The organism is Marinifilum breve, from assembly GCF_003202155.1.
In the GTDB taxonomy this organism is placed as follows: Bacteria; Bacteroidota; Bacteroidia; order Bacteroidales; family Marinifilaceae; genus Marinifilum; species Marinifilum breve.
The window spans coordinates 547,557-571,178 of sequence record NZ_QFLI01000002.1 but is presented as its reverse complement, the minus strand read 5'-3'; the positions used below and the strand labels follow the sequence as shown (position 1 = coordinate 571,178).

The following is a 23,622-nucleotide window of genomic DNA, read 5'->3' as shown; positions in this document are numbered from 1 at the left end:
ATAAAAGAACCAATCCCGATAGCTATCGGGACTAGACGCCAAAAATTTCGTTACCCATAACGACTTAAAGTCTAAACAACCGAACGAAGTGAGCTCATGAACACCTTACAGATATAATTATTCTGTGAATAAAATAATATTCACTCGTACCTCGTTCATGGAATCCTGTTCTTTACGACTTCCTCGTCTATGGGGCCCAACAAATTTTTGAATGTCACTGTTGGTGCAATAAATAAACGTTGTTTTAAACGGGTTTTGCCTGAAGGGCAAAGAACATATAGCCCAGGGGAAGGGATTGATATTGACCGTCGCCCTGGGTTAATGGTTTTTGAATGAGATCGTCGCAACTGGGTGGAGTGTTTTGTGTGGTGTGTTTATTGCGACGGATAATGGATTGGTTTGTTTTGTCTTCAAGCCAGACGGGTTCTTACTTTTTTATTCATTCATAATTTTCATGGGTATTCATGAGCTCGCATAGCTCGGTTCCTTAGATGAGAAAAGTAAGCAAAAGAATCAAGCCAATCGGATACTGTTCGCCATTCTATGGTTACGGTGTGCCCCGACTCGCTCCCGATAGTTATCGGGACTATTGCGGCTCCCGATCAATGTGTTTCTTTTGAAATGTTTTATTGAATAGAAAGAAATGTAGAGTACTTTATTCTACTTTCTCTATGATGACTTCTTCGGCTTCGCCGGACCAATAATGTACGGGAGCTTCTAATTTTTTAGATATTAATTCTTGTATGTCAGGTCTAACAGTCATTTGCCCTTTCATAATAGCTTGGAAGGCTGGTCTTGTTAGTGGAAGGGATTCAGACAGGTCATGAAATAAAAGACCTAGCTTCCTTAGTCGTGTTTTTAGGACATTAGGATAAATCAACCTGTGTTGATCTGTTGAAGTTTCGAAGCTTTGATCGGAATCGCAAAATCTCACTTCCTCAGGGAGTTGATTTCCACAGTTGGGGCAGTAGTTTAGTGCTTCAAATATTAAATAGTTACAGCAAGTGCACTTGTGCTTTCCTGGATAATGCTTTTCAGGCTCTTTTAGTTTATACTCTTTTATGATATCAGGTTGGGAAGGAGTAGAAATTGACTCTTCTTCATTCTTTTGGATTTGTTCCTGTTTTTTATGGAATATGTAGTGAGGATCTTGTGATTTTTTAATGACTTTATGGAAATCGAACTCGAATATTTCTGTTAGTACTAAAATGCTGTATTCATCTATTCGTTTCACTCCGGAAAAAATAGATTCAAAGATTGATTGTTTTAATTTTAACTTTTCAAAAATTTGTTCAGAGCTTAAGTTTTTTGCCTTCATGGCTTCTTCGAAGGCTTCAGGAATAATGTAATATTTTGTCATTGTGTTTATTGTATGTTTTGATTAAAAGTAAGGATAATAATTCAAAATAAAATAAGGATTAGGATAAATTGTTTGTTTGGGTGATCGTATTTTGTTAAAGTTAGTTTTGGTGAAGTTTGTCGGATAAATTCCCGAGAGTGTGGCTAAAACTTGTAAAGATTGTGTAAATGCATATCTGCTATTCATCGAACTCCGCTTGTTCATTCACAAAGCATTTTACAGAAAAAGCCAAGGGGATGCCTTGGCTTTACAATTATTAATTTTAATATCAGTAAGGATATTTGTTTTATGCCGGATGCGGAAGCGGTTGTGGCTGCATCTCTACTTTAATGTTAAGGTATTGGTTACTGTAACGACGAATAGTAATCATTGTAGTTTCGTAATTGATATTCTCTACCTTTAGCGTGAATTCACCATCAGGGAAATTCTTGAATGAGAAGTACCCATTTTTAGTGATTTTGGTTTGCATATCGTTCTCTACAACGCTTACCTCACCGTAAGAAATGGCCGATCCTGTTTCCTTATCTACAATAAATCCTCGCACGTCGATATGTGAGGTGTTAACCTTTTGCAGTTTGCGTGCGCTAAAGTAGGCATTTACCATATCGGGATGAGAAACACGATAGCTTTCGATAGACCAGTCGAGTTTTTCTTTCAGAAAGATATCGGTAGTTCGAATCAAGTCTTCAAACTCCTTTTTGTTGAGCTTGTTCTGTTCTTTGATGCGAATTTTATCTGCATTTTTGTCCTCGATATCATCGATGCGTTTTTTGTAAGCAGTTATGAATTCAGCTGTAATAGAGTAGTTTGCCAATTCGGTTTGGTTCTAAAGTGCCAAATCGTGCAATTGTTCTGCAGCATCGAGACGTATGCTTTGAGAGGTTCTCAATAATTTTTCCTGTATGGTATCCAGCTTATTGAGTAGTTCTTGGTTGTTGGTATCGTTGGCGAAACGTATTAGAGCTACGATTGTCAACTTGGAATTGTCGGAAAGTTCTTCGAACAATTCTCGTTTTGCCTTGGTGATCCACTGTGTTGGCTCATTCAAATCGTTACGTAATGTACGCAATTTGGTATGGTATCCTGTAAATACCATGATTTGAGCTTTTGTAGATTCATCGGTTTCGAATACCGATTGGTTGTCGTTCAACGCCTCTTCGAGGTGCTGGTAGCTTTGAAGCTTACTAGATTGTCTAGCTATCATTTTTTTGAATATTAGCCAATAAGTGACTTCTTGTTTTTAGCACTTACCGGAAATTAAGAAAGTAAATTGGTATTCAACTCACAAAAGCGTGAGGAGGGTAGTAGTTTGATACAGTTGCCTGTATCCTTATGGTAGCAGTGGTTGCCTAAGGTTTAAAGGGAGGAATATATATGGTTTGCCAGTTTTCATTTATAAATAACATGAATCTGTACTATGTATAAGATCATTTGTAGTGTCATTAAAAGGATCAATTGTAGTATTTAATGGATCTGTACCATGATGAAGAGGGCTGATTTGCAAGTTAAAAGTTCCTGGACTACTTGTAAATGTGCTTGTAAACTGATAAGGATTATCTGTAGTAAAAGCAAGAGTACCAATTGTTAGATCATATGGATCTGTACAATGATGAAGCAGGCGGATTTACAAATTCATTGGATTTGGACCATGTGTAAGTGTACCTGTAAACTGATTAAGGGTATCTGGAGTACCGTTAAGAGGACTAATTGTCAGATTAAATGGATCTGGACAATGATGAAGAGGACTGATTGACAGGTTAAGAGTACCTGTAGCATGTGTTAGTGTACTTGTAAAATGATTTAACGTATCTAAAACATGAGTAAGAGGGCTAAATGACTGTGTAATTTGTTTTGGATTAATTTTAAATCGATCTGTCAGTCATGTAAGTGCTTGCAATTAACAATGCATTCATTTCCTTCTCACAAATCCTTCTCTTGTTCTTTGCTAATGCAGTAAATTGATAATATATATCGTATTGTTTAGCTAAACTCATCTCGAATGTATGAAAGAATAATTAACAATACAAAATAAATTTGAAATGTAGGGTTTTAAAAAGTTGAGATGTTTAACCTGCATTTATTGAATTTGCTAGTATTTCAGATAATATTAAGAAAACTTAAACAAATGCTGTTTAGAATCATTCAAAATATGATAATTGATGAATTGGGTGTGTTTTTACCAAAAATGAACTTTTAGTCACTTCAAAGTTCAGTAATTTATAATGAAAGTGTGTTTTGTTTACATGAACGTCTTTTCTCTGTTTGTCAACTTGCTTGTGGTTAGTAGTATTTTGTTAGAAAAAATATATTTTTAATATATGTGTACAATGGCATTGTTTTTGATGGAGATAATTTAACTGTGTAGTTTTATTGTATGATGATATTTAGTGTTGAATATAATTATAGTTTTGAGGTTAGGTGTCGTGTATTTGAAGTTAGAGGTGGGGGGTGAAACATTATTTTGCGGAGAATTTATTGCAAACTTGAATAAGAAGTAATGTTTAAAAATGATAAAAGTATTGAAGGATATTCAATTCTGACTGATATGGTGTGTGTAAAGGAAAAGTGTCTTGAATTTGTAAATGAATAGATTGTTCATTGCTAGAGTTAAATGAGAATTTCCAATTGATTTATTAATTGGTTTGTAGAAGGGATAATTATACGAGTGATAATTATAGTGGAGTAAATAGAAATTTTTAATAAGAGTAATTCCGATATAATTTAAATAATAATTAAACTATGAAAAACCATTGGACAATAATCAGTAAGTATATGCTATTAATATTGATGGTATGTAATTTTAGTTCTTGCGATAATGATGATACCAAAGAGCTGGAAGTGGAAATAATATTAAATAAAGTAAGCTACTTAGAATTTTATGATAGCGAAAGGTATCAGTTTAGTTGGGACGTAGAAAGTGAAGAACATCATGATTTTAAATATAGCCTGCTTCTTGGAACAACTGGAGATAATCTTGAAGTAAAAGCAAAAAATCTTGAGCAAAAATACTATGACGTAAAAGAATTAGAAGTAGGTACGACATATTACTGGCAGGTTGAAGTCATTCATCGTGGTATAACCAAAAAGTCACATATATCTGTATATAAAGTGTATGATGTAAATGACAATAGTCTTAGATAAAAGTTACTCCAGTTATTTTAAAAATTCATTCTAACAAATTTAATGCAGAGGTATAAATCAATATACTATCTAAATTTATACATAAAGAAGATGTGAGTGATGTAAGTGTGGCTTTAGACCATGAAGGTGGAGAGTAGAATTTTTCCTCTTCATTTCTATCGTGTCACGCTAGGAGTTTTACACCTATACCAACAGAAGATTACAATACCAATAGATCAATATGAACAACAAGTACAACACCTTTTAGGTAGGGATTAAAGATGTTTTTGTTAGGAGGTATGGAAGGTTGCTAGCTTAATGGTGTGTTATGAAAAGACCTCAACCCCCAGCCCCTTCTCCTCGAGGAGAAGTTGAGTGCAACAAATTGAGTATAGAGAAAGTTGGGATGAGGTGGTAGGAGAAGGTTTCAGGAAGTAAGAAGTGTAGAAGAAATATTGAAATTGTAAATGAGTGGATCAAAAGATATAAGTATTGGAAATGATATATGGATTGAGTGGATTGAATTTGATTCAGAATCAGTAAAACCAAAAGATATTGATTCATTACTTGATCCTACTAAAATATTTTGGAAACATATAGAGGTGGAATGTGTGGCTGAATGTTGTGGTATAGATGCTTTCTCGTTTCTGGGTGAAGATATCATAAAAGCTTGTAAGAAGGTTGGAATACCAAATATAGTAGTGTTGTTTGATCAAATGATTAGAGAAATTGAATTGTTGGATGATGAAGTTTTAATTAGTGGTCTTTTGAATCAATTGATTAGTAGAAAAGTATTTTTGGACTTGCTTCAACATATCGTAATGCAAATTCGAAAAGTATAGTGAAAAAACCTCAACCCCAGCCCCTTCTCCTCAATGAGAAGGGGAGGTAACTACAAGAATTTGAGTAATGGGATGAGGTGATAAATTTAAATAGAGAATGAAATATAATTTAATACTAATGGTTTTGTTGTGCTATTCTGCTGTAGGAACTGCACAATTGAAAGTGGAGAAGGTTTATCGTAAGCAAAATGCTTATAATCGAATGACATCATCCTTTCCTGTTTTTTGGGTTTCGGAAGATTCAAAGGTGTCGAATGCTGTTAATCAGTTTCTTCAGATGAATAGACTTGGTCTGCTTGTTGGGAAAGAGAAAGAGCATGTGTTTGAAAAGGATTGGCCACAAGAAGATCGTTTTCATGGGAGGCAATCGGTTGATTATAGAATTATTGAGAATAATAAGGCGTTCTTGTCAGTTGAATTGAATGAAGAGTTTATGGGGGCTTATAGCTCTTATTCTACTGATCATGAGAATTTTGATTTGCGCAATGGAGAGGTGGTTTATCTGCCGGATCTTTTTACTGTAGATGGTTATGAAATTTTTAAGAAGATGATCAATAATGAGAGGAAGTTGAGTCTTCAGGCTGCTATTGCATCTTCTTACCAGGGGATTTCGGAAATCCTTAAAGAAATTCAAGCATCAAATGATGAAAGCTTAATTGAGAGTTTAAAAAGTGATCTTGAAGACTCTTATGATGAAGTTTCCATTTATGAGGACTGTATAAAGACAATTGAAGAGTATAGCTTCTCAAAAGAGTTTTGTTTAAAGAAAGAGGAGTTGGTTGTTTATCGTGGAAGATGTTCGAACCATGCCTTGAGAGCCTTGGATGCTATTGGAGATTTTGAAAATACAATGAAATATTCACTGATTAAGCCGCTTTTGTCGAAGTATGGTTTGAATCTTCTTTTCGATGAAAAGCCTGGGGATTTTGAAACGCATTACTCTGAAAAAATATTCTACGGTCATATTGCTGAAAAGTATCCTATTACATTGGTGCTTGATAAGTATTCGGATGAATATGTTAGTGGGGTTTATTTGTACAATAATATAGGCAGAACAATTCACTTGAGCGGAGAAGCGAAAGGTAATGGGCTTGTTTTAAGTGTGTACAATGAGAATGATGATAATACAGGAGAGTTTAGTTTAACTGTATCGGATGACAACAAAAGCATTGTAGGGGTTTGGACCAATACTGAAGGAAAATCCTTAAAGGTTGAATTGAAGAGAAGGGGAAAGTGAAAAAGGATGAAGTGAAAAGGATAAAGTAATTAGTGAAAGATGAAAGATACATTTAAAGTGATATTGATATCGCTTATGCTGTTGGTAGCCATTGATGTTACGGCTAAGGATGAAAAGATAAGTTTGATAGAGAGAAATGGTAGCGTATGCTTGAAGGTAAAGGGTGTTGTTTTTAGCAAGCACGGAGAGCTTATGAGGTTCAGAAATGAAAGGCATACGAATTCGTATAATGTATTGGAGCTTTATAATATTGTGAATGATTGCAACAATAAAAATCGATCTGCTTCGAAAGAAGATGATGGGGGGATGGATTTCGAGGATGTTTCTTATGATGTACTCGGCAGGATTGATGAGATTGGATCGAAAGATATTTCCTATGATATTCATGGAAGGGTGGATAGAATAGGTTCCAAGGATATTTCCTATGACATACATGGCAGGATTGATGAGATTGGTTCGGATGAGATATCCTACGACATACACGGTAGGATAGATGGAGTTGGATTTAAGGATATTTCCTATAACATACATGACAGGATCGATGAGATTGGTTCAGATGAGATATCATACGATATACATGGCAGGATAGATGGAATAGGCCAGGCTGAAATAGAATATGATATACAAGGAAGAGTGGAAAGAATTGGAGATACAGATATTTCTTATGATACAAATGGAAGAATAGATCAAATTGGCAATAGGTCTGTTTCTTATGATATTGATGGAAGGCTTGTTGAATGGTAATTCTATTGCTTATCCAAAGCATATGATTTTAACTGGAAAAGTATAAAACGAACATGTAAATTTTAATCTTATAAATTACATAAAAGGGTAATGATTAAAATTTCTTGTGAGTTCCATGTGTCAACTAAAAGAAAATTTAAACACATGAAAATTTGATAGTATGAAGCAATTGAATAAAATTCCATTTGGATTAAAGGTGAAGACATTGTTTTCAGGAAAGTTGGTTACAATGGGATTGTTTGTATTATTTGTACCAACGATCATATTAATGGCTTTTTTGCCTAGTGTTGATTTTCAAGATTCAAAGTATGATGCTGAATCGGTATCTGAAACAAAAGGAGTTGTGTTGGCTGTGCAGGAAACGAATTCTTCGTTGAATGGAAAGAGGGCTTTGAAATACAAGTATGAGTTTTACCTGGAGAATGCCAGAGTTACAGGAGAATCGTTTGGCTACGAAGAATCGATTGGTGTGGGGGATACGGTTGCTGTTGTGTATGTAAAGGATGAGTTGGGTATATCAAGAATTAATGGAACAAAGAATGGTGCTTTTGGAATTGATAGTATCAGTCTTTTGTTTGTTTTGATAGCGCCTGGTTTTGTGATTGTTAGTATTCCAATCTATAAAAAGGTGATGTTGTTAAAAATGCTAAAGTCTGGATTCAAAATATTACCGGCAAAGATTCAGTCGGAGATTAAATTACCAAGTTTTCAGATTGGAAATTCTAAATCATTTTACCGATTACAGTATTCTTATGAAGTTTCGGCTTCTGTTTACACGAAAGAGCTTTATGCGATTCAGGATGAATATAGTATGAGTAGGATTCGTATGAGTACTATGCTTGTTGATTCGCATAATCATACCCAGGCAGTTGTTCTTGAGGATTTACCGATTAGAATGAGAGATTATATTGTTGAGAAAAGTGCAATGGGTGCCAGTTAACATGAAGTTGATGGATGAGGGATGTTTTGAGCTTAAGTTTCAGCTCCTTGGTTCTGATATTTAACGGTTTTAAATGGCTGCAAATAAAATTGATACGATAGGGATTGTAATTTGAATAAATACGAAGAGAGCTTCAGTAATGAAGCTCTTTTTTTGTAATGTATTAAAAGGATTGTGACTTATCAAAAGATGTGTTGGTGTTTATTTAAAATGATTCTTACAAGAGTTTAAACTAAAGGTTTAGTTTGTAGTGTTTATATTAGTGGTAGGATACCGTTGAGTGAAGGGAAAAGGGGTGAGGGTATCGAGAGTTGAACTAAAAACAGATTGGTATGAAGATGAACTGGAAAAGGAAGATTGTATTGCTGGCTTTGATAATGATTAATTGTATTTGTATTGTTTTTGCAAAAGATACAGGCAAAGGAGAATCGCCTTACTTCGTTGTGCTTACCGGAGAGGGAGAACTTGCTAGATTGCCCTTAAAATCTACGAAAGTAGATGTGAATGTATCGGGGGTAATTGCCGATGTAAATGTAAAGCAAATCTATACAAATACAGGGAAGTCGACCATTGAAGCCATTTATGTTTTTCCGGCATCAACGCGAGCTGCGGTTTATGATATGGAGATGAGCATTGGTGATAGAAAGATCAGGGCAAAGATAGAGGAGAAGAAGAAGGCCAGAAAGATGTACGATAAAGCAAAGAAGAAGGGGAAAACAGCATCCTTGCTTGAAGAAGAGCGTGCCAATGTTTTTAAAATGAGTGTGGCCAATATTGTGCCTGGAGCTACTGTTGAGGTAGACATGTCGTATACGGAGTTGCTTGTTCCTACCGATAAGGTTTATGAGTTTATATATCCTACTGTTGTTGGTCCCAGATATGCTAGTAAGGAAGAGTATCAATCCGGAAACAAGAGCAATTGGAATGGTAATCCTTATTTAAAGGAGGGTGTTGAACCAAGATCGAGACTTGATTTGAAAGTGAATTTGAATGCTGGTATTGCAATTCAAAGTGTACTTTGTGAAACGCACGAAAATAAAGTTGGATATACAGGAAAGAGCAGCGCAAGTATTACAATGGCTGATCCATATGGTGGTGATCGGGATTTTATATTGCAGTACAAATTGGCTGGTGAGCAGATTGAAACGGGCGTATTGGTATATGACAATGCAGAAGGAGAAAAGTTCTTTCTGGCAATGCTGCAACCACCAGCAAGGGTAAAGCCTGAAAATATACCTGCGCGTGAGTATATTTTTATTGTAGATGTATCGGGTTCGATGAATGGATTTCCATTGGATATTTCTAAGGAGTTGATGCGAAACCTGCTAGGGGGATTGAGACCAAGCGATCTGTTCAATATCGTATTTTTTGCGGGTGGCTCGCAGACCTATGCTAAAGAATCCTTGCCTGTTACACAAGAAAACATTGAGAAGGCTATCCATTTTATGGGCAATAGTAGTGGATATGGAGGGACCGAGTTGTTAAATGCATTGCAGACCGCAATGGGTATGAATCAGAAAGATGATTTTGCCCGTTCGTTTGTGATTTTGACTGATGGTTTTGTTAGTGTTGAAAAGCAAACCTACGATTACATTCGTCAGAATTTGGGGAATGCTAACTTTTTCTCTTTTGGAATTGGAAGCGGTGTAAATCGATACATTATTGAAGGCATGGCGCATGTAGGTTATGGGGAGCCATTTGTTGCCATAAACGAAAAGGAGGCAAAGTCTGTAGCTGAAAAGTTCCAAAAATACATTTCGCAGCCGGTTCTGACCAATGTCACTTATCGATTTGAAGACTTTAATGCTTATGATGTTATGCCTGAGGTGGTACCGGATCTGTTTGCAGAGCGTCCTATTGTGATCTCGGGAAAGTACAGAGGAAGTGCCAAAGGAAAGTTGATTGTTAATGGAGTAAGTGGAGGAAAAGCCATTTCCCAATCTATAGAGATTAAGAATGATAAGAGTGAAAACAGAGCTTTAAGATATCTATGGGCAAGGGAGAAAATTCGCCTTCTGGGGGATTATAATAATTTGGGTAAAGATGGTTGGAGTAATAATGTTAACAGGGATAGCTTAAAAAGAGTAATTACAGATCTGGGCTTGAAATATAATCTTTTAACAGAATACACTTCGTTTATTGCAGTTGATACCATTGTCTCGAATAAAGGAGGGAAACAAAACAGTGTGAAACAACCTATTCCACTTCCTCAAGGTGTTTCTAATTCAGCTATTGGAGGAATGACCAAACCTGGTGTAAAAGGTGCCGCTTTAGAGGATTGTTTAGAGATTGAGGATTCAGATGCAGATGAAGAGTATGTGGTTGAGATTAAAGAGGTGTATGAAGAAGAGGAGGAGGAAGATGAGAATTTGCCATTTGTACTGGTTGAAGATATGCCGTCCTTTCCTGGAGGAATTGCTGCTTTGACCAAGTATTTAAATGAAAATGTAAAATATCCTGAAGCAGCTCGTAAAAATGGGATTCAAGGAAGAGTGTTCGTGAATTTCGTGATTGATACAGATGGAAGTGTTGTAGATGTGAAAATTGTAAGAGGAGTTCATGCCTTGCTTGATGCAGAAGCCTTACGTGTTGTAAAGGCAATGCCTAAATGGGTAGCAGGTAAACAAAGAGGAAAGCCTGTACGAGTATGCTACACATTGCCGATTGAGTTTAGGATTGGAAGTTGATCAGTCTTCAGGCTCTAGTTAGAGGTGATTGATTAAAGGCATAGGATGTTTATCAAGTTTAGAAGATAAAGAACAGGAAGAGTCTCCGAATAAGGAGGCTCTTTTTTATTGTTCTGGGGATTGGATGCGGAGAATTTAATTAGCAATAGATGTGTTACTGTTTACTAATTTAAAATGAATCTATAGGGAAATGGATTAGAAGTATAATTAATGTTATTTAAATTAGTAGTGATTTATGTAATGCTAAAATGTTATAGCTGTTGTTTCGTGTGCTGTGTTATTGTAAATCAGGATGCTTAATTGTTGAAAATCAAAAGAAGTTAGATATGTTTTTAAGAGGAAAAGTAACTGTTGATCCGGAGCAATTGACTCACATTAAGGTTGAGAAACCTGAGGGGAGTTTCAGGAAGCTGTTTTACCATATTACAGGTGGAAAAGTTGGAGATAAGAAAGAGATTGAAACTTTAAAAGCCATTTCGATCATACAGCAGATGCATTCCACATTTGCTTGCATGGGGATTGATAATGTGATTCGAATCAATCATGATGATATCGAGATCTATTTTGATACCAAAGGAGAGAAAGCTGATTTGGATTTTGCTATGGACAAGTACTCCATTGAGATTGATGAGACCATGTCGAAATACTTTGATTCTTTGTGGATGGTATTGGAGCACGAAGATGAGGAGTTTAAGTATTTGATTGAGATTAGTGTGAATCGAAACCATAAGGTAAATGAATATCCTATTGAGATTATTGTAAGTGGATTGTTGAAGGAGTTTGGTGATTTGAAGGGTGAACAGCTGAAAAATAAGCTGAATGGCGTGTTTAAGAATCAAAAGCGTTACGACCGCTATATAAATGATAGCAAGCAGAAGTTTGATTCATTCCTAAACAACCTGAGTTTTGAGTTGCAAAAGCGAATTCGAGTGGATGATGTGAAGATTCAATCGACCAACCGATTGATTGTTCAGAAAGAGCAGGCTAAAAAGAGTGGTGAAGAGGTTAAGCCATCAAGTTATGCGGGAACTCCTTATACATATTATGGATTTAGTGATTTCTTGTTGTACTCTGTGCTGTGGTCGGAGCTTTGTTTTGACCGAAATATTCATGTTTCTGATGCGGAAATCATTAATGAAGATGGGCATTTGTTTGGTGAGATTGGAGAATCGGGAATGGATGCTGCTGAAGGAAGCATTTTTGATAAGGATGTAAGCATTGAAGACTTATCGGCTTCTGATGGAAGTACTTTGCTTGAAGGAGATTCGCTTTTGGATACCAGTGATAGTGGTGTGTTTGAATCGGCATTTGAATCGGACGGCGGTGGCTGGTTTGATTCTGTTTCGGATGGTGGATTTGACTTTGATTTTTAATGTTTGTGAACTGAATATATGAGAATAAGAATACTTGTATTTGTGACTCTTGCCTTGGCTTTTATGCAGAATGAAATGAAAGCTCAGGAATTTGCTGAATTTAAATGGGTAAACGACAGTGTTTCGGGAAGGTATATTGAGAAATTGGCTATTCTGTTGCCTGTGCAGATTGAAAATTTGCCAAACCGATTTTTAATGCAGTTGGATCTTGGTTCTACTCAGTCGGTAATTAGGGGCAATACCATTGGCAGTTTTTATCAGAAGTATCCTGATTTAAAGAGGAAGTTGGATACCATTAATTTGTGCAAGTTTCATATGCGTGAATGCCCTCAAATCAACAATTTGGATATAAAGATAGGTGACGTATTTGATTGCAACGTGAATGCAGCAAGCTTGCAAGGCTATGGAGTGAAGGTTCCAGTAGATTCGCTCAGTCCTGAAGTTGAAATATTGATTGGCAGTATTGGGACAGATGTTCTGAAGGGTAAGGTGTTGGTTATCGATTATCCGAACAGTAAAATGAGTATAACTGATGCTTCGGAAATGAATGCCTCAGATTATTCATTTATCCCTTTTCAGTTTTTAAAGGAAAATGAAGACAACAGGTTATTGTTGCCATTTACTGCGAATGGACAGGAGTTGAGAGTGATGTTTGATACAGGAGCGAGTATGTTTCAATTGTCAGCACCCGAGAAGAATGCCAAAATGATTTGCGATAGCCAGGCTGTTGATTCATTGCTAATCAATTCTTGGGGTGAAAAGAAAAAAATCATTGGTTTGGAATCCAATGTTGAGTTGAGATTTGGAGAGAAAGTATTGCCTCAACTTAAGGTGTACTATGATCCGTCGAACAAGTATGATTTTTTCTATGAATCGAACAATGTGTTTGGTTTGACTGGCAATGCTCTCTTTCTAAATGATGTAGTCGTGATTGATTATCAGAACAAGAGGTTTGGAATTAAGAAGAACACACATTAAAGATCCTTTCTTGTGTAAAGTGTACTAAAATAGAATGATTAGCTAATGAAACTGTTTAGAATTAAAAATAAATTGAATTTACTGTTATTGATGCTCGTTTGCTGTAGCATGGTAGCATGTGTACAAAGGGATGTTAATTTAAAAGCGAAAGCCTTAAGTGATACCATTATAGTGGGTAAGAGTGTAAAGGTACGTTTGACATTGGAAGGAATCGATAGTGATATTTTTAAAGGTAGAGATACAAAAAGTAGTGATGGTTTCTTTGGTGACTATCATCAGAATCATGACTTTAGAACTTTTGTAAGAGAAGTGCCTAAGGAATTAGGAAAGAATGTATTGGGACCTTATACTATAAAGATGATGGACAGGGAGTTTGTTTCCAATAAAGTAATTGTTGAGGTAATAGAACAACCTGAGGAGTCTTTTGAAATTAAAATGCCCAAGGAAGGAAGAGTGGGAGAAGAAATTACAATCAAGTTAAGTGGAAGTTTGAATGGATCGCTTACAGCTAAACTTAAAGAGAATGAAATTTTTAAGGTGAATGCCAGGTCGATTAGAACGAGTGTAGTAAATGGTGTGCATAATACGGTATGGGAATTTAGTGTGAAGCTAAAGAAAAAGGGTGTGTTTGAGATGAACAGGAGTACGTTCGTGAATCTGCCGGATCAAATCAAAATTAAACCAGTACGATTTGAAGTGAAGTAAATTGTTGTACACATATAATATATAAAGATGCAATGAAGTAAGATCGATCAGATTGAGTGTGATTGATCCAGAAATAAAAAACCTAAAAAATTAAAACCCAAAATGAGAAATGTATTATCAATTTTATTCTTGTTGCTAGTGTTGAGTAGTAATGCACAAGAGAAAGCAAGAGTAAGTTCTGTAAATGGAGTAGAAATTTATTTGTTGGCCGAACCTGTTAGAGAGTATGAGATTGTAAAAGGTGATGGAAAAGGAATACAGTGGGGATCTTTTATCACAGGAGGCTTGATAAATGAATCCATTTCTACAAAGGTGAGTAAGTATGTAAAAAAGTTGGTAAAAGCATACCACGAGGAGAATATACAGTTTGATGCTATAGTGTATTCGAATGGGAAACAAATGACTGCCATTAAATTCACGGATGAGAAAACACCTGAGAACGATAAGCTTGCAGTTGTTCAGAAAATTAATGGGATTCCATTCTTTGTAATGAATGAACCTGTTAAGTCATATGATATGGTGAAAACAATAGGTGGGGGAATCAAATGGAAATCAGCGCTTACCGTAGGTTTGGTTAATAATAGCATTGAGCAGGATTTGATGAAGTTTGCGAAAAAGATGAAAAAGAAGTACATGAGTAAGCAAATCTCTGCCATTGTGTATTATCGAGGGAAAAAATCGGATGCGATAAAGTTTAATGAGTAGGGATCTGTTTAAAAGCTGAAAAGTGAATGATTTCTAAAAATAATAAATGCATGAGAATCTTAATTGTTGTTCTAATTATCCTGGGTTTTACAGGATGTAAAGAGAAGATGGTTTGCTCTTATCGAATTCCGGTTGATAAGGGTGACGGTCTGATGGTGTCGACACTTGAGAAGCATGCTTTTGATACCACTCGATTTGTGGAGGTGAATGAAGATATTTGCCAAGGAAAATATGGTAATGTTCATTCAGTTTTGCTTCTTCACAAAAACGAATTGTTGGTAGAGCAGTATTATAATGACTGGGATGAAAACGAGATGCATTTTTTAGCCTCAACCACAAAGAGTTTTTCTGCCATATTAATGGGTATTGCTATTGATCAAGGAAGGATTAAGGATGAGCATGAAAAGATGTTGAATTTCTTTCCGGAATATTCCGTTTTAGCTGATGATTCTTTAAAAAGAAGGGTTTGTATCAAGCATTTGTTGACCAATGCATCTGGATTTGAATGGGATGAGCATGCTTTGGCTGTTGATGATCCGCAAAATATGGGCGTGCAAATGGATAAGAAGGAGGATTGGTTGAAGGAGTCGTTGGCGTTGCCAATGGATACCATGCCAGGCAGTATTTATGCATATAGTGGTCCCAATAATATTATTGTGGGCGAAATCATAAAAAGAGCGACAGGGAAGAATGCTGATGAGTTTGCCAATGAAAACCTTTTTGCACCATTGGGCATTAAAGAATATGACTGGTATTTCAAGAATGGAGTTTGCGATATGAGTGGTGGCTTGAAGCTGAAAGTGAGAGATATTGCTAAATATGGTATGTTGCATCTGAATCAGGGAAAATGGAAGGACAAACAAGTGGTATCATCGGAATGGATGAAAAAAACATTTGAGCCATATATTGAAATCAAGCATACGGTTTACAGTTGTTTTCAATGGCGAATGGTAGAAACGGAATATGGATTTAATTCTTGGTTTATACCGGGAAATGGAGGGCAGATTATAAGTGTTGTTCCTGAATTGGATTTGGTGATTATCATCAATGCCGACAATAGAGGGATTCGAAAAGATGAATGTATTCCTTTGGAGCATTTAATAAAGGCATTGACAGAGATACATCCTGAATGCAAAAAGAATTGATAGAAACTAAAACCCATACCTATGAATATGAAATTATTTGTTGCTCACCTACTAGTTATCGTATTGTTTGTTAGTTGCAAACAGGATGCAAAGGAGATTAAAAAGAGTAGTGATGAGATTGTTTTGTTGGATCATGATCCTGTTGTGAAAAGCAAAAATGAGATGCCAAAGAGCTTGCCGATCTTATTTCGATCTGGAGATCATAAATTGGTAGGTAGAGTTTTAATGGCTCATGGATCGAATGCAAAACCTACAGTGATTTTTCTTCATGGTAACCCAGGATTTGAAAAGAATGAAGAAACTGGTCAATTCTTAAGAAGACAGGGATATAATACAGTGTTCTTTTCTTACTCGGGTACATGGGGTAACGAAGGGGTATTTAATTACAAGAATTCCATAGAGGATATTAAGTCTTTGGTGATATATCTAAAGAGAAATGCGAAATACTTTAGAATAGATACCAGTAAAATTAGTCTTTGTGGACATAGTATGGGAGCTGATATTGCCATATTGGGAGGAAAAGAAATTGAAGGATTAAATACGATCATTTCCATAGATCCATGGGATGCTTATAATGCTTTGCAATCAAAATCGGAGGAGGAATTGAATCAATACATTTCGAATGTGGAAAAAAGACCATGTATTAAGCTGAGTTCGGGAGCTGATTTTGTGAATGAAATCATATTCAATCAAGAGATGAGTTTGGAAACAGCTTTACACTCCAATGTCAGCTTTCATATTTTTAGTAGCAAGGAGTTGGAAATGGCATTTAAGGAGCATCATAAGGATATTGCCGATGTGAATATTCATGTGCTTCATGCATGCGATCATTCCTTTTCGGACAAACGCATGGAATTGGCAAAGGTGATTATAAAAAGTTTACAGTAATCAATTGGTAAAATGCTTATTTCGCTTGTAATCTAAAGGTTAAAGTCGTGAAAAAGAGAATTGTAACTGTGCTTGTTCTATTGATTCTTATGGGATCGTGGTTTTACTTGGGGAGAGAGAAAGGAAAAACTGTGGAGAGCTTTGAGTATTTCTTTAAGGTTTATAAGGAAAGGTATGCTCTTTTTGAAGTAAAGCAGGTCGATTGGGAGAAGGAGTATGAGCATTATTCAAAATTGGTTGATAAGAACACAAGTGATGATGAGCTTTTTGAAATCTTTCGAGAGGTGCTGCAAAAGCTGGACGATAAGCATTGTTATATCTATCGCTTTAATGAAATCTACTTTTCGGGTTTTGATCTGCCGTCTTTAAATTATTTCGATTTGTTGTCTTTTGATTTTCGCATGCCAACAAAGGATTTCTCATTGGATGTAATAAAGGATCATTACCTGGAGGAATCAGAAAACTCTTTGAGATTGTATTCTTTTATGCCGCCAATGGGTATTCGAGATGTTTTTACCACTGGATGGTTGAGAGATTCGATTGCCTACATTCATATGACTGAAATGAGTAATCGATCTGATCAGGTTCATGAGTCGATCAATGCTTTTCTGAATAAATATAAGAATGCCAAGGCTTATGTAGTTGATGTTCGTGATAATATTGGAGGTTATTCTGGTCCTGTAAAGGAATTGGCTGAACACTTTGCGAAAGAGGAACGCAGGTATGCTGTTTCACGCTTGCGAAATCCTGATGGAATCAATCAATATCAGGATGCAGATTATTGGGTGTTGAATCCTAGTGAGGATAGTGGATATAAAAATCAGGAAATTGTGCTGTTGACCAATCAAAATACTCAAAGTGCTGCTGAATTGTTTACGCTTATGATGAAAACATTGCCTCAGGTGAGGCTTGTTGGTGATACTACCTCCGGCGTTTTTGCCGATACACATGTAGGAAAGCTTCCTAATGGTTGGGAGTATCGATTATCAGAACGAAAAACAAATGATTGGAATGATAATGTGCTTGAGGATGTTGGGGTTGTACCTGATACGTTAATAAAGAATAAATGGTCGGAATTGCAAAAGGGTACGGATAAGGTGTTGGAGTATGCGATACATAGTATGAGAAAATAAATAATGCTTAATGCTATAATAGGAATAAATTTTTTTTTAAAATGGGATTATTTTCAGAGCCAGAACCACAAAAAGTGGAGGTAAAGGGACATCTATTGAAATGTCCGATATGTGGAGAAGAATTATTTTATGAGCGAGAAGCGCAGTTGAATACTGCTGTAGCTTCTTTCTTTAATTTTGATTGGACAAATCCTTCTGCCACTTGTCTTGTGTGTGCGAACTGTACGCATATATCTTGGTTTTTGGGAGAGTGTGACTAGATTTCACGCTTTAAATGGAAGTTAGTTGAATTAACTTAGATTAACCTTAATTGGGGCAATATTAACTTGCTTTACATTGAAAAATATGTTGTTTTGTAAAGGGACAAATTAAGTGTGAGTTCAGCTAACCACTAAACTAACTAATCGATGTTATCCCTGCGAGTTTTAATTTGCAGGGATATTTTTATAATAGCGGCTTATGTTTTGATTATTCGGTAGTATCTGGCATTGTCAAATCCGTGGCATGTATCACTTTTCCAGTATTGCATTCCTAGTTTTTCGAGAACTTTTATGGAAGCTGTGTTTTCAGAAATGACTCTTCCTATGATTTGATTGAACCCTAATGTTTCAAAACCATAGGTCAAGCATGCTTTTGCTGCTTCGCTGGCGTAACCGTTGTTCCAATGTTTCCTGAAGACTCTAAAGCCAAGATCGATGAGGTTTTCTTCGTTTAGCTTTAATCCGCACCAGCCAATGAACTCCTTTTCTTCTTTTGTGATCATTGCCCATCTGCCAAAGCCATTCTTTTTGTAATCGTCATAGTTCTGAAGAAATGATTTGGCTTGCTCGACAGATTCGAATGGAGGATCACCAGTATATTTAATCACCTCAGGGTCGGAGTTTAAATCAAACATACTTTGAGCATCTTTAAGAGAAAACTCTCTTAATTGTAATCGCTCTGTTTCTATCACCACTTTCATGATTCTCATTAAATTAGTCCAATCTCAATAATCTAATTTTATCTATGCGAACATCATTGCGTTCACCATTCATGTTGTTGTTGAACTCTTCGAAACTAATTTTGAAAAAGTTATGACCTTTTTTAAGATCCACATAAAAAGAATTGGAGTAGCCGTAATCATTCCACTTTCCTTTTCCTCTTTGAGGGAAAACAATTGAACCTATGTATCCGTTATTTTGCCAGAGACTTCTACTGGCACATTTGTCTCCGGTTTTGATATCACCATTCCCATTTGCATATAAGAAGCTCAGCTTATACTTTCCATTTCGAGTCGCTTTAACCTGAAAATAGTATGGTTCTTTATCCGTCTTCTTTAAAACGATATATGGTGATTTTCTTTTGCTTTGAAAAGCTTCCGCTTCCAGGAATTTTTCATATCTACTTTCATAAAGAAGAACTGGTTTGGAAAGAAAGGAGTGTTGATTTAAGCTATCTACCGCTTGTACGCAAAATTCAACAGGTTGGGAGAAGTTAACTTCAACCATATAGTTGTCTTTTGTTTCGAGTAAAAGTTCTCCGTTTTGATAAACCTTATAATGGGTAGCATTGTTGGTTTTATTCCACTTTAATTGATTGTTTGTATAAGATAAGCTTGGAGTTTCTGGTGAATAGGAATGCTCAACTGCATTTATTTTTTCATCAATTGGGATTTCGTTGTTCATTTTAATCACAATTTTGTGATGCCCTTCGATGTTTTTAGGCACAACGGCTCTTTTGTAAGGCGTGCCATCAAATGTGAAAGAACTAATCTTATTTCCAAATCCGAGTATTTCAATATGAAGGATTGCCTTGTTGTATTTGAGGTTGCTTAGTACTTGTTTTCCTTTGAATTCTCGCGGAATAACTGGTTTAAATTCCAATTCTTCTGTTGTGAGATTGATTCCCATTAGAACATGAAGAAAATTGGAGATGCTTGCAGAGGCACTTAAAAGGTTTGAATAAGAATCGTTTGTTGTGTGCTGGAAATCTCCATTCTCAATTAAAAAACTTCTTTTGTTGGTTAAGAATAATGCTGTTGATCTAATTGAAGATGCAAGTCCCCAAAGTACTGCTTTTGTGTTTTTGTTTTCAGCTGCTGCCCAATTCCAGGTTGCCTGAATAAAAGGCCAAATGCTGTTGTTGTGGTAGTTGGCTGCGTTTGGAATTTGAGGATGGAAGCAAGCAACTCCAAACTGATGTATTGGAATGTTCTCAACTGAATTCTCTTTGATGTTCCAAATGTTGGCAAGGGATTCGCCAAGTGGATCGGAATGATGAGATATTAAATTGTTTTTGTTGTATCGAAATAGGCCAAGGTATTTTTTGTTTTCGATTTTAAAATTGCTGTTGATGCTCTTTTTTAATGCCTCAGAGATGTGATTGTATTTTTGTGTATCCTTGCTAAGGAGGTTTCCGATTTCGATAAGAATTTGCAAAGCCTTGTAGTGAACTACTTGGTTGGATAAGGAATAGGTTTCATATATATCGGTAGGAGTCATCCATTGGGGATAGGATTGTTCCTGACGATTCAGGAATGAGGCTTCTCCTTTGAAAAGATGAGAATGATAATCCCATATTAAATTGATGTCATCGTCGATGCTGTTTTTTATAATAAAGTAGATTCTTCGAAGCCAATCGGTATCGCCAGTTACTTTGTAAATATCCCAAGCGGCTGTAGCCCATATCAAGCGATCTGAACTAATGGGCCAGGAGCCTCCAGTTCCTGGATCTTGAACGATTCTGTCGTTCTTTACCCTTTGCATTAGGCTATTTTGACATGCTTTAGGATGAAGTATTGCCAGTGATAGCATGCCAGAATATCCTAAGTTGGTACTTGTGATGTTTTCTCGGGAGAAGATGCTGTCGTTTAGAATTTTTCGATCTATTTCCTCTAATGATAAGTTGTATGTCGCATTTAAAATTTCATGATTCGATTGGTATGCAGGATATTGAAACAAACTGCGTTTTAGTTTCCACTTGTTGTTTTGTACATATGGGTATGAGGAGTTGATTTCCTTTTTATTTTCGGCAATAGCAATGAATTCGCTCTGTTCAACACGGTTTGGGTAGATGCTAAATTGATTGGACTTGTAGATTAAATTGTTGTCTGATTTACAACTTAGCATATTCACTATGGTGAGAAGAGTAAGTATAAAAGGTATGTGTTGAATTCGCTGATATTTTTGCATAATTTCGTTTTGAATCAGCATTAAAATTAATAAAACGATCTTTAATTGAAATTGTTATGGTATGTTTTAGAGCGATTGTATGCGATAATGTAACAAAAAAACGACCGAAGCCGTTTTTTCATAGTGGGTAAAAAGTAATGTTGTATGTAGTAATTGAGATTACTAATAAAATTATATAAAATAAATTAAATAGTCAAAAGTTTATTATAAAATTTATTGAGATTTTGTGTTATTTAATTTTTCTGCTTTTTCTAAAAGTACATCATACTTGTATCCGGCTCCAAAATCTTTATTGGTAATTAAAACGCCTTTGAATTCAATTATTTCGCCAACGCTAACTGTTTGGGTTGAGGTGATTGTTAAATCAAAATTTCCATTGTGTTCTGTTCCATCTTGGATATGAATCCAATTTATGTTTAATATATTCTTGTTGAATTTGGTTACTTTTCCTTTTACTTTAATAATTGAATTGACCAGTTGATCTTTCTTTTTGTATATCGTTTCAATATTAGTGAAATCTTTGTTGGCCTTGATATCTACTTCAACTTTAACAGCAGTTGGTTTTTTCATTTGTGACCCATGGGAAATACTTGCTTTATTCGCAGTCTTAGATGAGATGGAATTTAAGAAATAGATTAAGGGGAAGGTTCGATTTAATTCCTTACTGTGAAAATCTTTCATTGGTAATGCATCTTTGTAAAAATAGGTTTTGCCAATTTCAATTGGCTGTTTTCTGATTGCAACCCAAATTTCACCATTCTCATTTTTTCCTTTGATATATGAGTATGTGTTGCCATCAATCAATTCTGTTACTGTTATTTTTTCTTTCCCATCAGGGACATCAACCGATTTGCTTTGTTTTTCATTTTTGCAAGCCGATAATGATATGGCAATCATAAAAAGGCAGGATAATAATAGATTCTTCATAGGTGTATGTCTTAGTTTGATATACAAGATAATGGTTTTATTTTGATCAATTCTAATAATAAGGAGGATGAAAGTTAAAAACTTGTTAAAACAGTTTTAAATATCCGGTTCCAATTAATTATACCTTTTATTTGTTTGGATGAGTTTATAATGTTATTGTAAAGTAAATAAAGACTTGTAGGTCTTATAAGTTCAATAACGGACGGTGATGTAACGGAATCGGACATTGATAGAATAATTCTAAATAATATTTACTTGCTTAGAATGGTGGCTAGTAGTTGTTTTTCAGGTTTGGTATAAAAAATGCTAAGGGAACTGCATTTTTATTTAGACCTAAAACATATTTGATGGTGTAGGGGTGAATTTGTCTTTAATAAAACTCATAGCAGTTATCTTTATAGTGTTTTAACTTATATAAATGATTCAAGCATGCTACGTATTTTTTTATCCCTGGTAATTCTTATTTCGAGTTTTACTGGTTTTGCACAGAATAACGCTCAATGGCGCGGAGAAAACAGAGACGGAAAATATCCTGACTCTAACCTTTTAAAATCATGGCCTGCTGAAGGTCCTAATATGTTATGGCATTTTGATCAATTGGGAGATGGTCATGCATCTGCTGCTGTTACCGAAAAGTATGTCTATACTGGAGGTACAGAAGGTGACGAAGGTTTTGTGATTGCATTTGATCATTCAGGAAATCAGGTTTGGAAACAAGTGTATGGTAAGGAGTGGATGGATTCTTACGATGGGGTAAGAACTACACCTACGATTAATGATGGCTTGCTATACATCTATACAGGATTTGGAGAACTTATTGCCATGAATGCTGATAATGGTAGCATTGTATGGAAGAAGAATGTGATTAATGAGTTTGAAGGAAGTAATATACGTTGGGGTGTAACAGAGAACTTGTTAATAGATGGCGAAAAGTTGTTTTGTACTCCAGGTGGAAGTCAGGCTAGTGTAATTGCTCTGAATAAAAAGAATGGAGAGTTAATTTGGAAATCAGTAGCTAAAGGTGAAAAATCTGCCTATTGTTCTCCAGCTCTAATACAATTGAACAACAGAAGTCTATTGGTTACTCATACCCAAAATTCCATTGTTGGTATTGATACAAAAGATGGTAAAATGTTATGGAGCGTTGATCATCCAAATAGATATTCAATTCATCCAAACACCCCTGTTTATCAAGATGGCATGTTGTATTGCTTTAGTGGATATGGCAAAGGCGGTGTAATGTTGCAATTGTCTGATGATGGAGCAAGTGTAAAAGAGTTGTGGAGAAATGAACAATTGGACAATCAAATGGGAGGAGTGATCTTATTAGATGGTAAAATTTATGGATCAGGTCACGCAAACAGAGAGTGGTTTTGTTTGGATTGGAATACAGGTGAGACGCTTTATTCATCAAAAATGCTAAGTCGAGGAAATGTGATTTACGCAGATGGGATGCTATACTGTTATGGAGATAGCGGAGAAGTTGCTTTGGTTGATGTAAGCAATGGATCATTTAACAAGGTGAGTTCGTTTCGTGTTCCTTATGGTGAAAAGCAACACTGGGCGCATTTGGTAATTCACAACAAGAAGTTGTATGTACGTCATGGAAGTTCGTTAATGGTGTATTCAATTGCAAAGTAAAAACTTATAACACTATTATAACCAATT

General features: G+C 35.7%; 20 protein-coding genes. 14 read left to right on the top strand and 6 right to left on the bottom strand.

Annotated elements, in window-relative coordinates:
• Positions 1-655 precede the first annotated feature (655 nt).
• The 3 genes from DF185_RS06425 to DF185_RS06415 form a co-directional block, all read right to left on the bottom strand.
• A complete protein-coding gene (locus DF185_RS06425; protein WP_110359913.1) occupies positions 656-1,360 on the bottom strand; it encodes a zinc-ribbon domain-containing protein in 705 nt (234 codons plus the stop codon).
• Positions 1,361-1,646: 286 nt separating this feature from the next.
• Entirely contained in the window at positions 1,647-2,174 is a 528-nt protein-coding gene (locus DF185_RS06420; protein ID WP_110359912.1) for a carboxypeptidase-like regulatory domain-containing protein, read from the bottom strand.
• A 12-nt stretch (positions 2,175-2,186) separates the two neighbouring features.
• Entirely contained in the window at positions 2,187-2,564 is a 378-nt protein-coding gene (locus tag DF185_RS06415; protein ID WP_110359911.1) for a hypothetical protein, read from the bottom strand.
• Between the two features lie 1,535 nt (positions 2,565-4,099).
• Between DF185_RS06415 and DF185_RS06410 the strand changes: the two genes are divergently transcribed.
• From DF185_RS06410 to DF185_RS06350, 13 genes are all read left to right on the top strand, one after another.
• The gene (locus DF185_RS06410) at positions 4,100-4,501 is read left to right on the top strand and encodes a hypothetical protein (RefSeq protein WP_110359910.1); all 402 of its coding nucleotides are present in this window, start codon (positions 4,100-4,102) and stop codon (positions 4,499-4,501) included.
• 446 nt (positions 4,502-4,947) lie between these two features.
• Positions 4,948-5,322 carry a DUF6331 family protein gene (locus DF185_RS06405; protein ID WP_110359909.1) on the top strand — a complete coding sequence of 125 codons (375 nt, stop codon included), beginning with the start codon at positions 4,948-4,950 and terminating at the stop codon, positions 5,320-5,322.
• A 97-nt stretch (positions 5,323-5,419) separates the two neighbouring features.
• On the top strand, positions 5,420-6,559 hold the full coding sequence (locus DF185_RS06400; protein ID WP_110359908.1) for a hypothetical protein: 1,140 nt from the start codon (positions 5,420-5,422) through the stop codon (positions 6,557-6,559).
• 39 nt (positions 6,560-6,598) lie between these two features.
• Entirely contained in the window at positions 6,599-7,303 is a 705-nt protein-coding gene (locus DF185_RS06395) for a hypothetical protein (RefSeq protein WP_133249979.1), read from the top strand.
• A 160-nt stretch (positions 7,304-7,463) separates the two neighbouring features.
• Complete coding sequence (locus DF185_RS06390) at positions 7,464-8,243, top strand: hypothetical protein (RefSeq protein ID WP_110359906.1); 780 nt, start codon at positions 7,464-7,466, stop codon at positions 8,241-8,243.
• 332 nt (positions 8,244-8,575) lie between these two features.
• Positions 8,576-10,930 (top strand): TonB family protein, encoded by a 2,355-nt coding sequence (locus tag DF185_RS06385; protein WP_110359905.1) that lies wholly within the window; start codon positions 8,576-8,578, stop codon positions 10,928-10,930.
• Positions 10,931-11,256: 326 nt separating this feature from the next.
• A complete protein-coding gene (locus DF185_RS06380) occupies positions 11,257-12,303 on the top strand; it encodes a hypothetical protein (RefSeq protein ID WP_110359904.1) in 1,047 nt (348 codons plus the stop codon).
• An 18-nt stretch (positions 12,304-12,321) separates the two neighbouring features.
• On the top strand, positions 12,322-13,281 hold the full coding sequence (locus DF185_RS06375) for a hypothetical protein (RefSeq protein WP_110359903.1): 960 nt from the start codon (positions 12,322-12,324) through the stop codon (positions 13,279-13,281).
• 45 nt (positions 13,282-13,326) lie between these two features.
• On the top strand, positions 13,327-13,986 hold the full coding sequence (locus DF185_RS06370; RefSeq protein ID WP_133249978.1) for a hypothetical protein: 660 nt from the start codon (positions 13,327-13,329) through the stop codon (positions 13,984-13,986).
• A gap of 102 nt (positions 13,987-14,088) precedes the next feature.
• Positions 14,089-14,691 carry a hypothetical protein gene (locus DF185_RS06365; protein ID WP_110359901.1) on the top strand — a complete coding sequence of 201 codons (603 nt, stop codon included), beginning with the start codon at positions 14,089-14,091 and terminating at the stop codon, positions 14,689-14,691.
• Positions 14,692-14,741: 50 nt separating this feature from the next.
• The gene (locus tag DF185_RS06360) at positions 14,742-15,836 is read left to right on the top strand and encodes a serine hydrolase domain-containing protein (protein WP_165835962.1); all 1,095 of its coding nucleotides are present in this window, start codon (positions 14,742-14,744) and stop codon (positions 15,834-15,836) included.
• 21 nt (positions 15,837-15,857) lie between these two features.
• A complete protein-coding gene (locus DF185_RS06355; protein WP_110359899.1) occupies positions 15,858-16,724 on the top strand; it encodes an alpha/beta hydrolase family protein in 867 nt (288 codons plus the stop codon).
• Between the two features lie 47 nt (positions 16,725-16,771).
• A complete protein-coding gene (locus DF185_RS06350; protein ID WP_133249977.1) occupies positions 16,772-17,857 on the top strand; it encodes a S41 family peptidase in 1,086 nt (361 codons plus the stop codon).
• Positions 17,858-18,314: 457 nt separating this feature from the next.
• On the opposite strand, the gene DF185_RS06340 is transcribed toward DF185_RS06350, so the two are convergent.
• The 3 genes from DF185_RS06340 to DF185_RS06330 form a co-directional block, all read right to left on the bottom strand.
• Complete coding sequence (locus DF185_RS06340) at positions 18,315-18,818, bottom strand: GNAT family N-acetyltransferase (RefSeq protein ID WP_110360137.1); 504 nt, start codon at positions 18,816-18,818, stop codon at positions 18,315-18,317.
• Between the two features lie 13 nt (positions 18,819-18,831).
• Complete coding sequence (locus DF185_RS06335) at positions 18,832-21,027, bottom strand: alpha-L-rhamnosidase-related protein (protein ID WP_133249976.1); 2,196 nt, start codon at positions 21,025-21,027, stop codon at positions 18,832-18,834.
• A gap of 213 nt (positions 21,028-21,240) precedes the next feature.
• Complete coding sequence (locus DF185_RS06330; RefSeq protein ID WP_133249975.1) at positions 21,241-21,954, bottom strand: hypothetical protein; 714 nt, start codon at positions 21,952-21,954, stop codon at positions 21,241-21,243.
• Between the two features lie 429 nt (positions 21,955-22,383).
• Between DF185_RS06330 and DF185_RS06325 the strand changes: the two genes are divergently transcribed.
• A complete protein-coding gene (locus tag DF185_RS06325) occupies positions 22,384-23,595 on the top strand; it encodes an outer membrane protein assembly factor BamB family protein (protein WP_110359894.1) in 1,212 nt (403 codons plus the stop codon).
• The last annotated feature ends 27 nt before the right edge of the window (positions 23,596-23,622 follow it).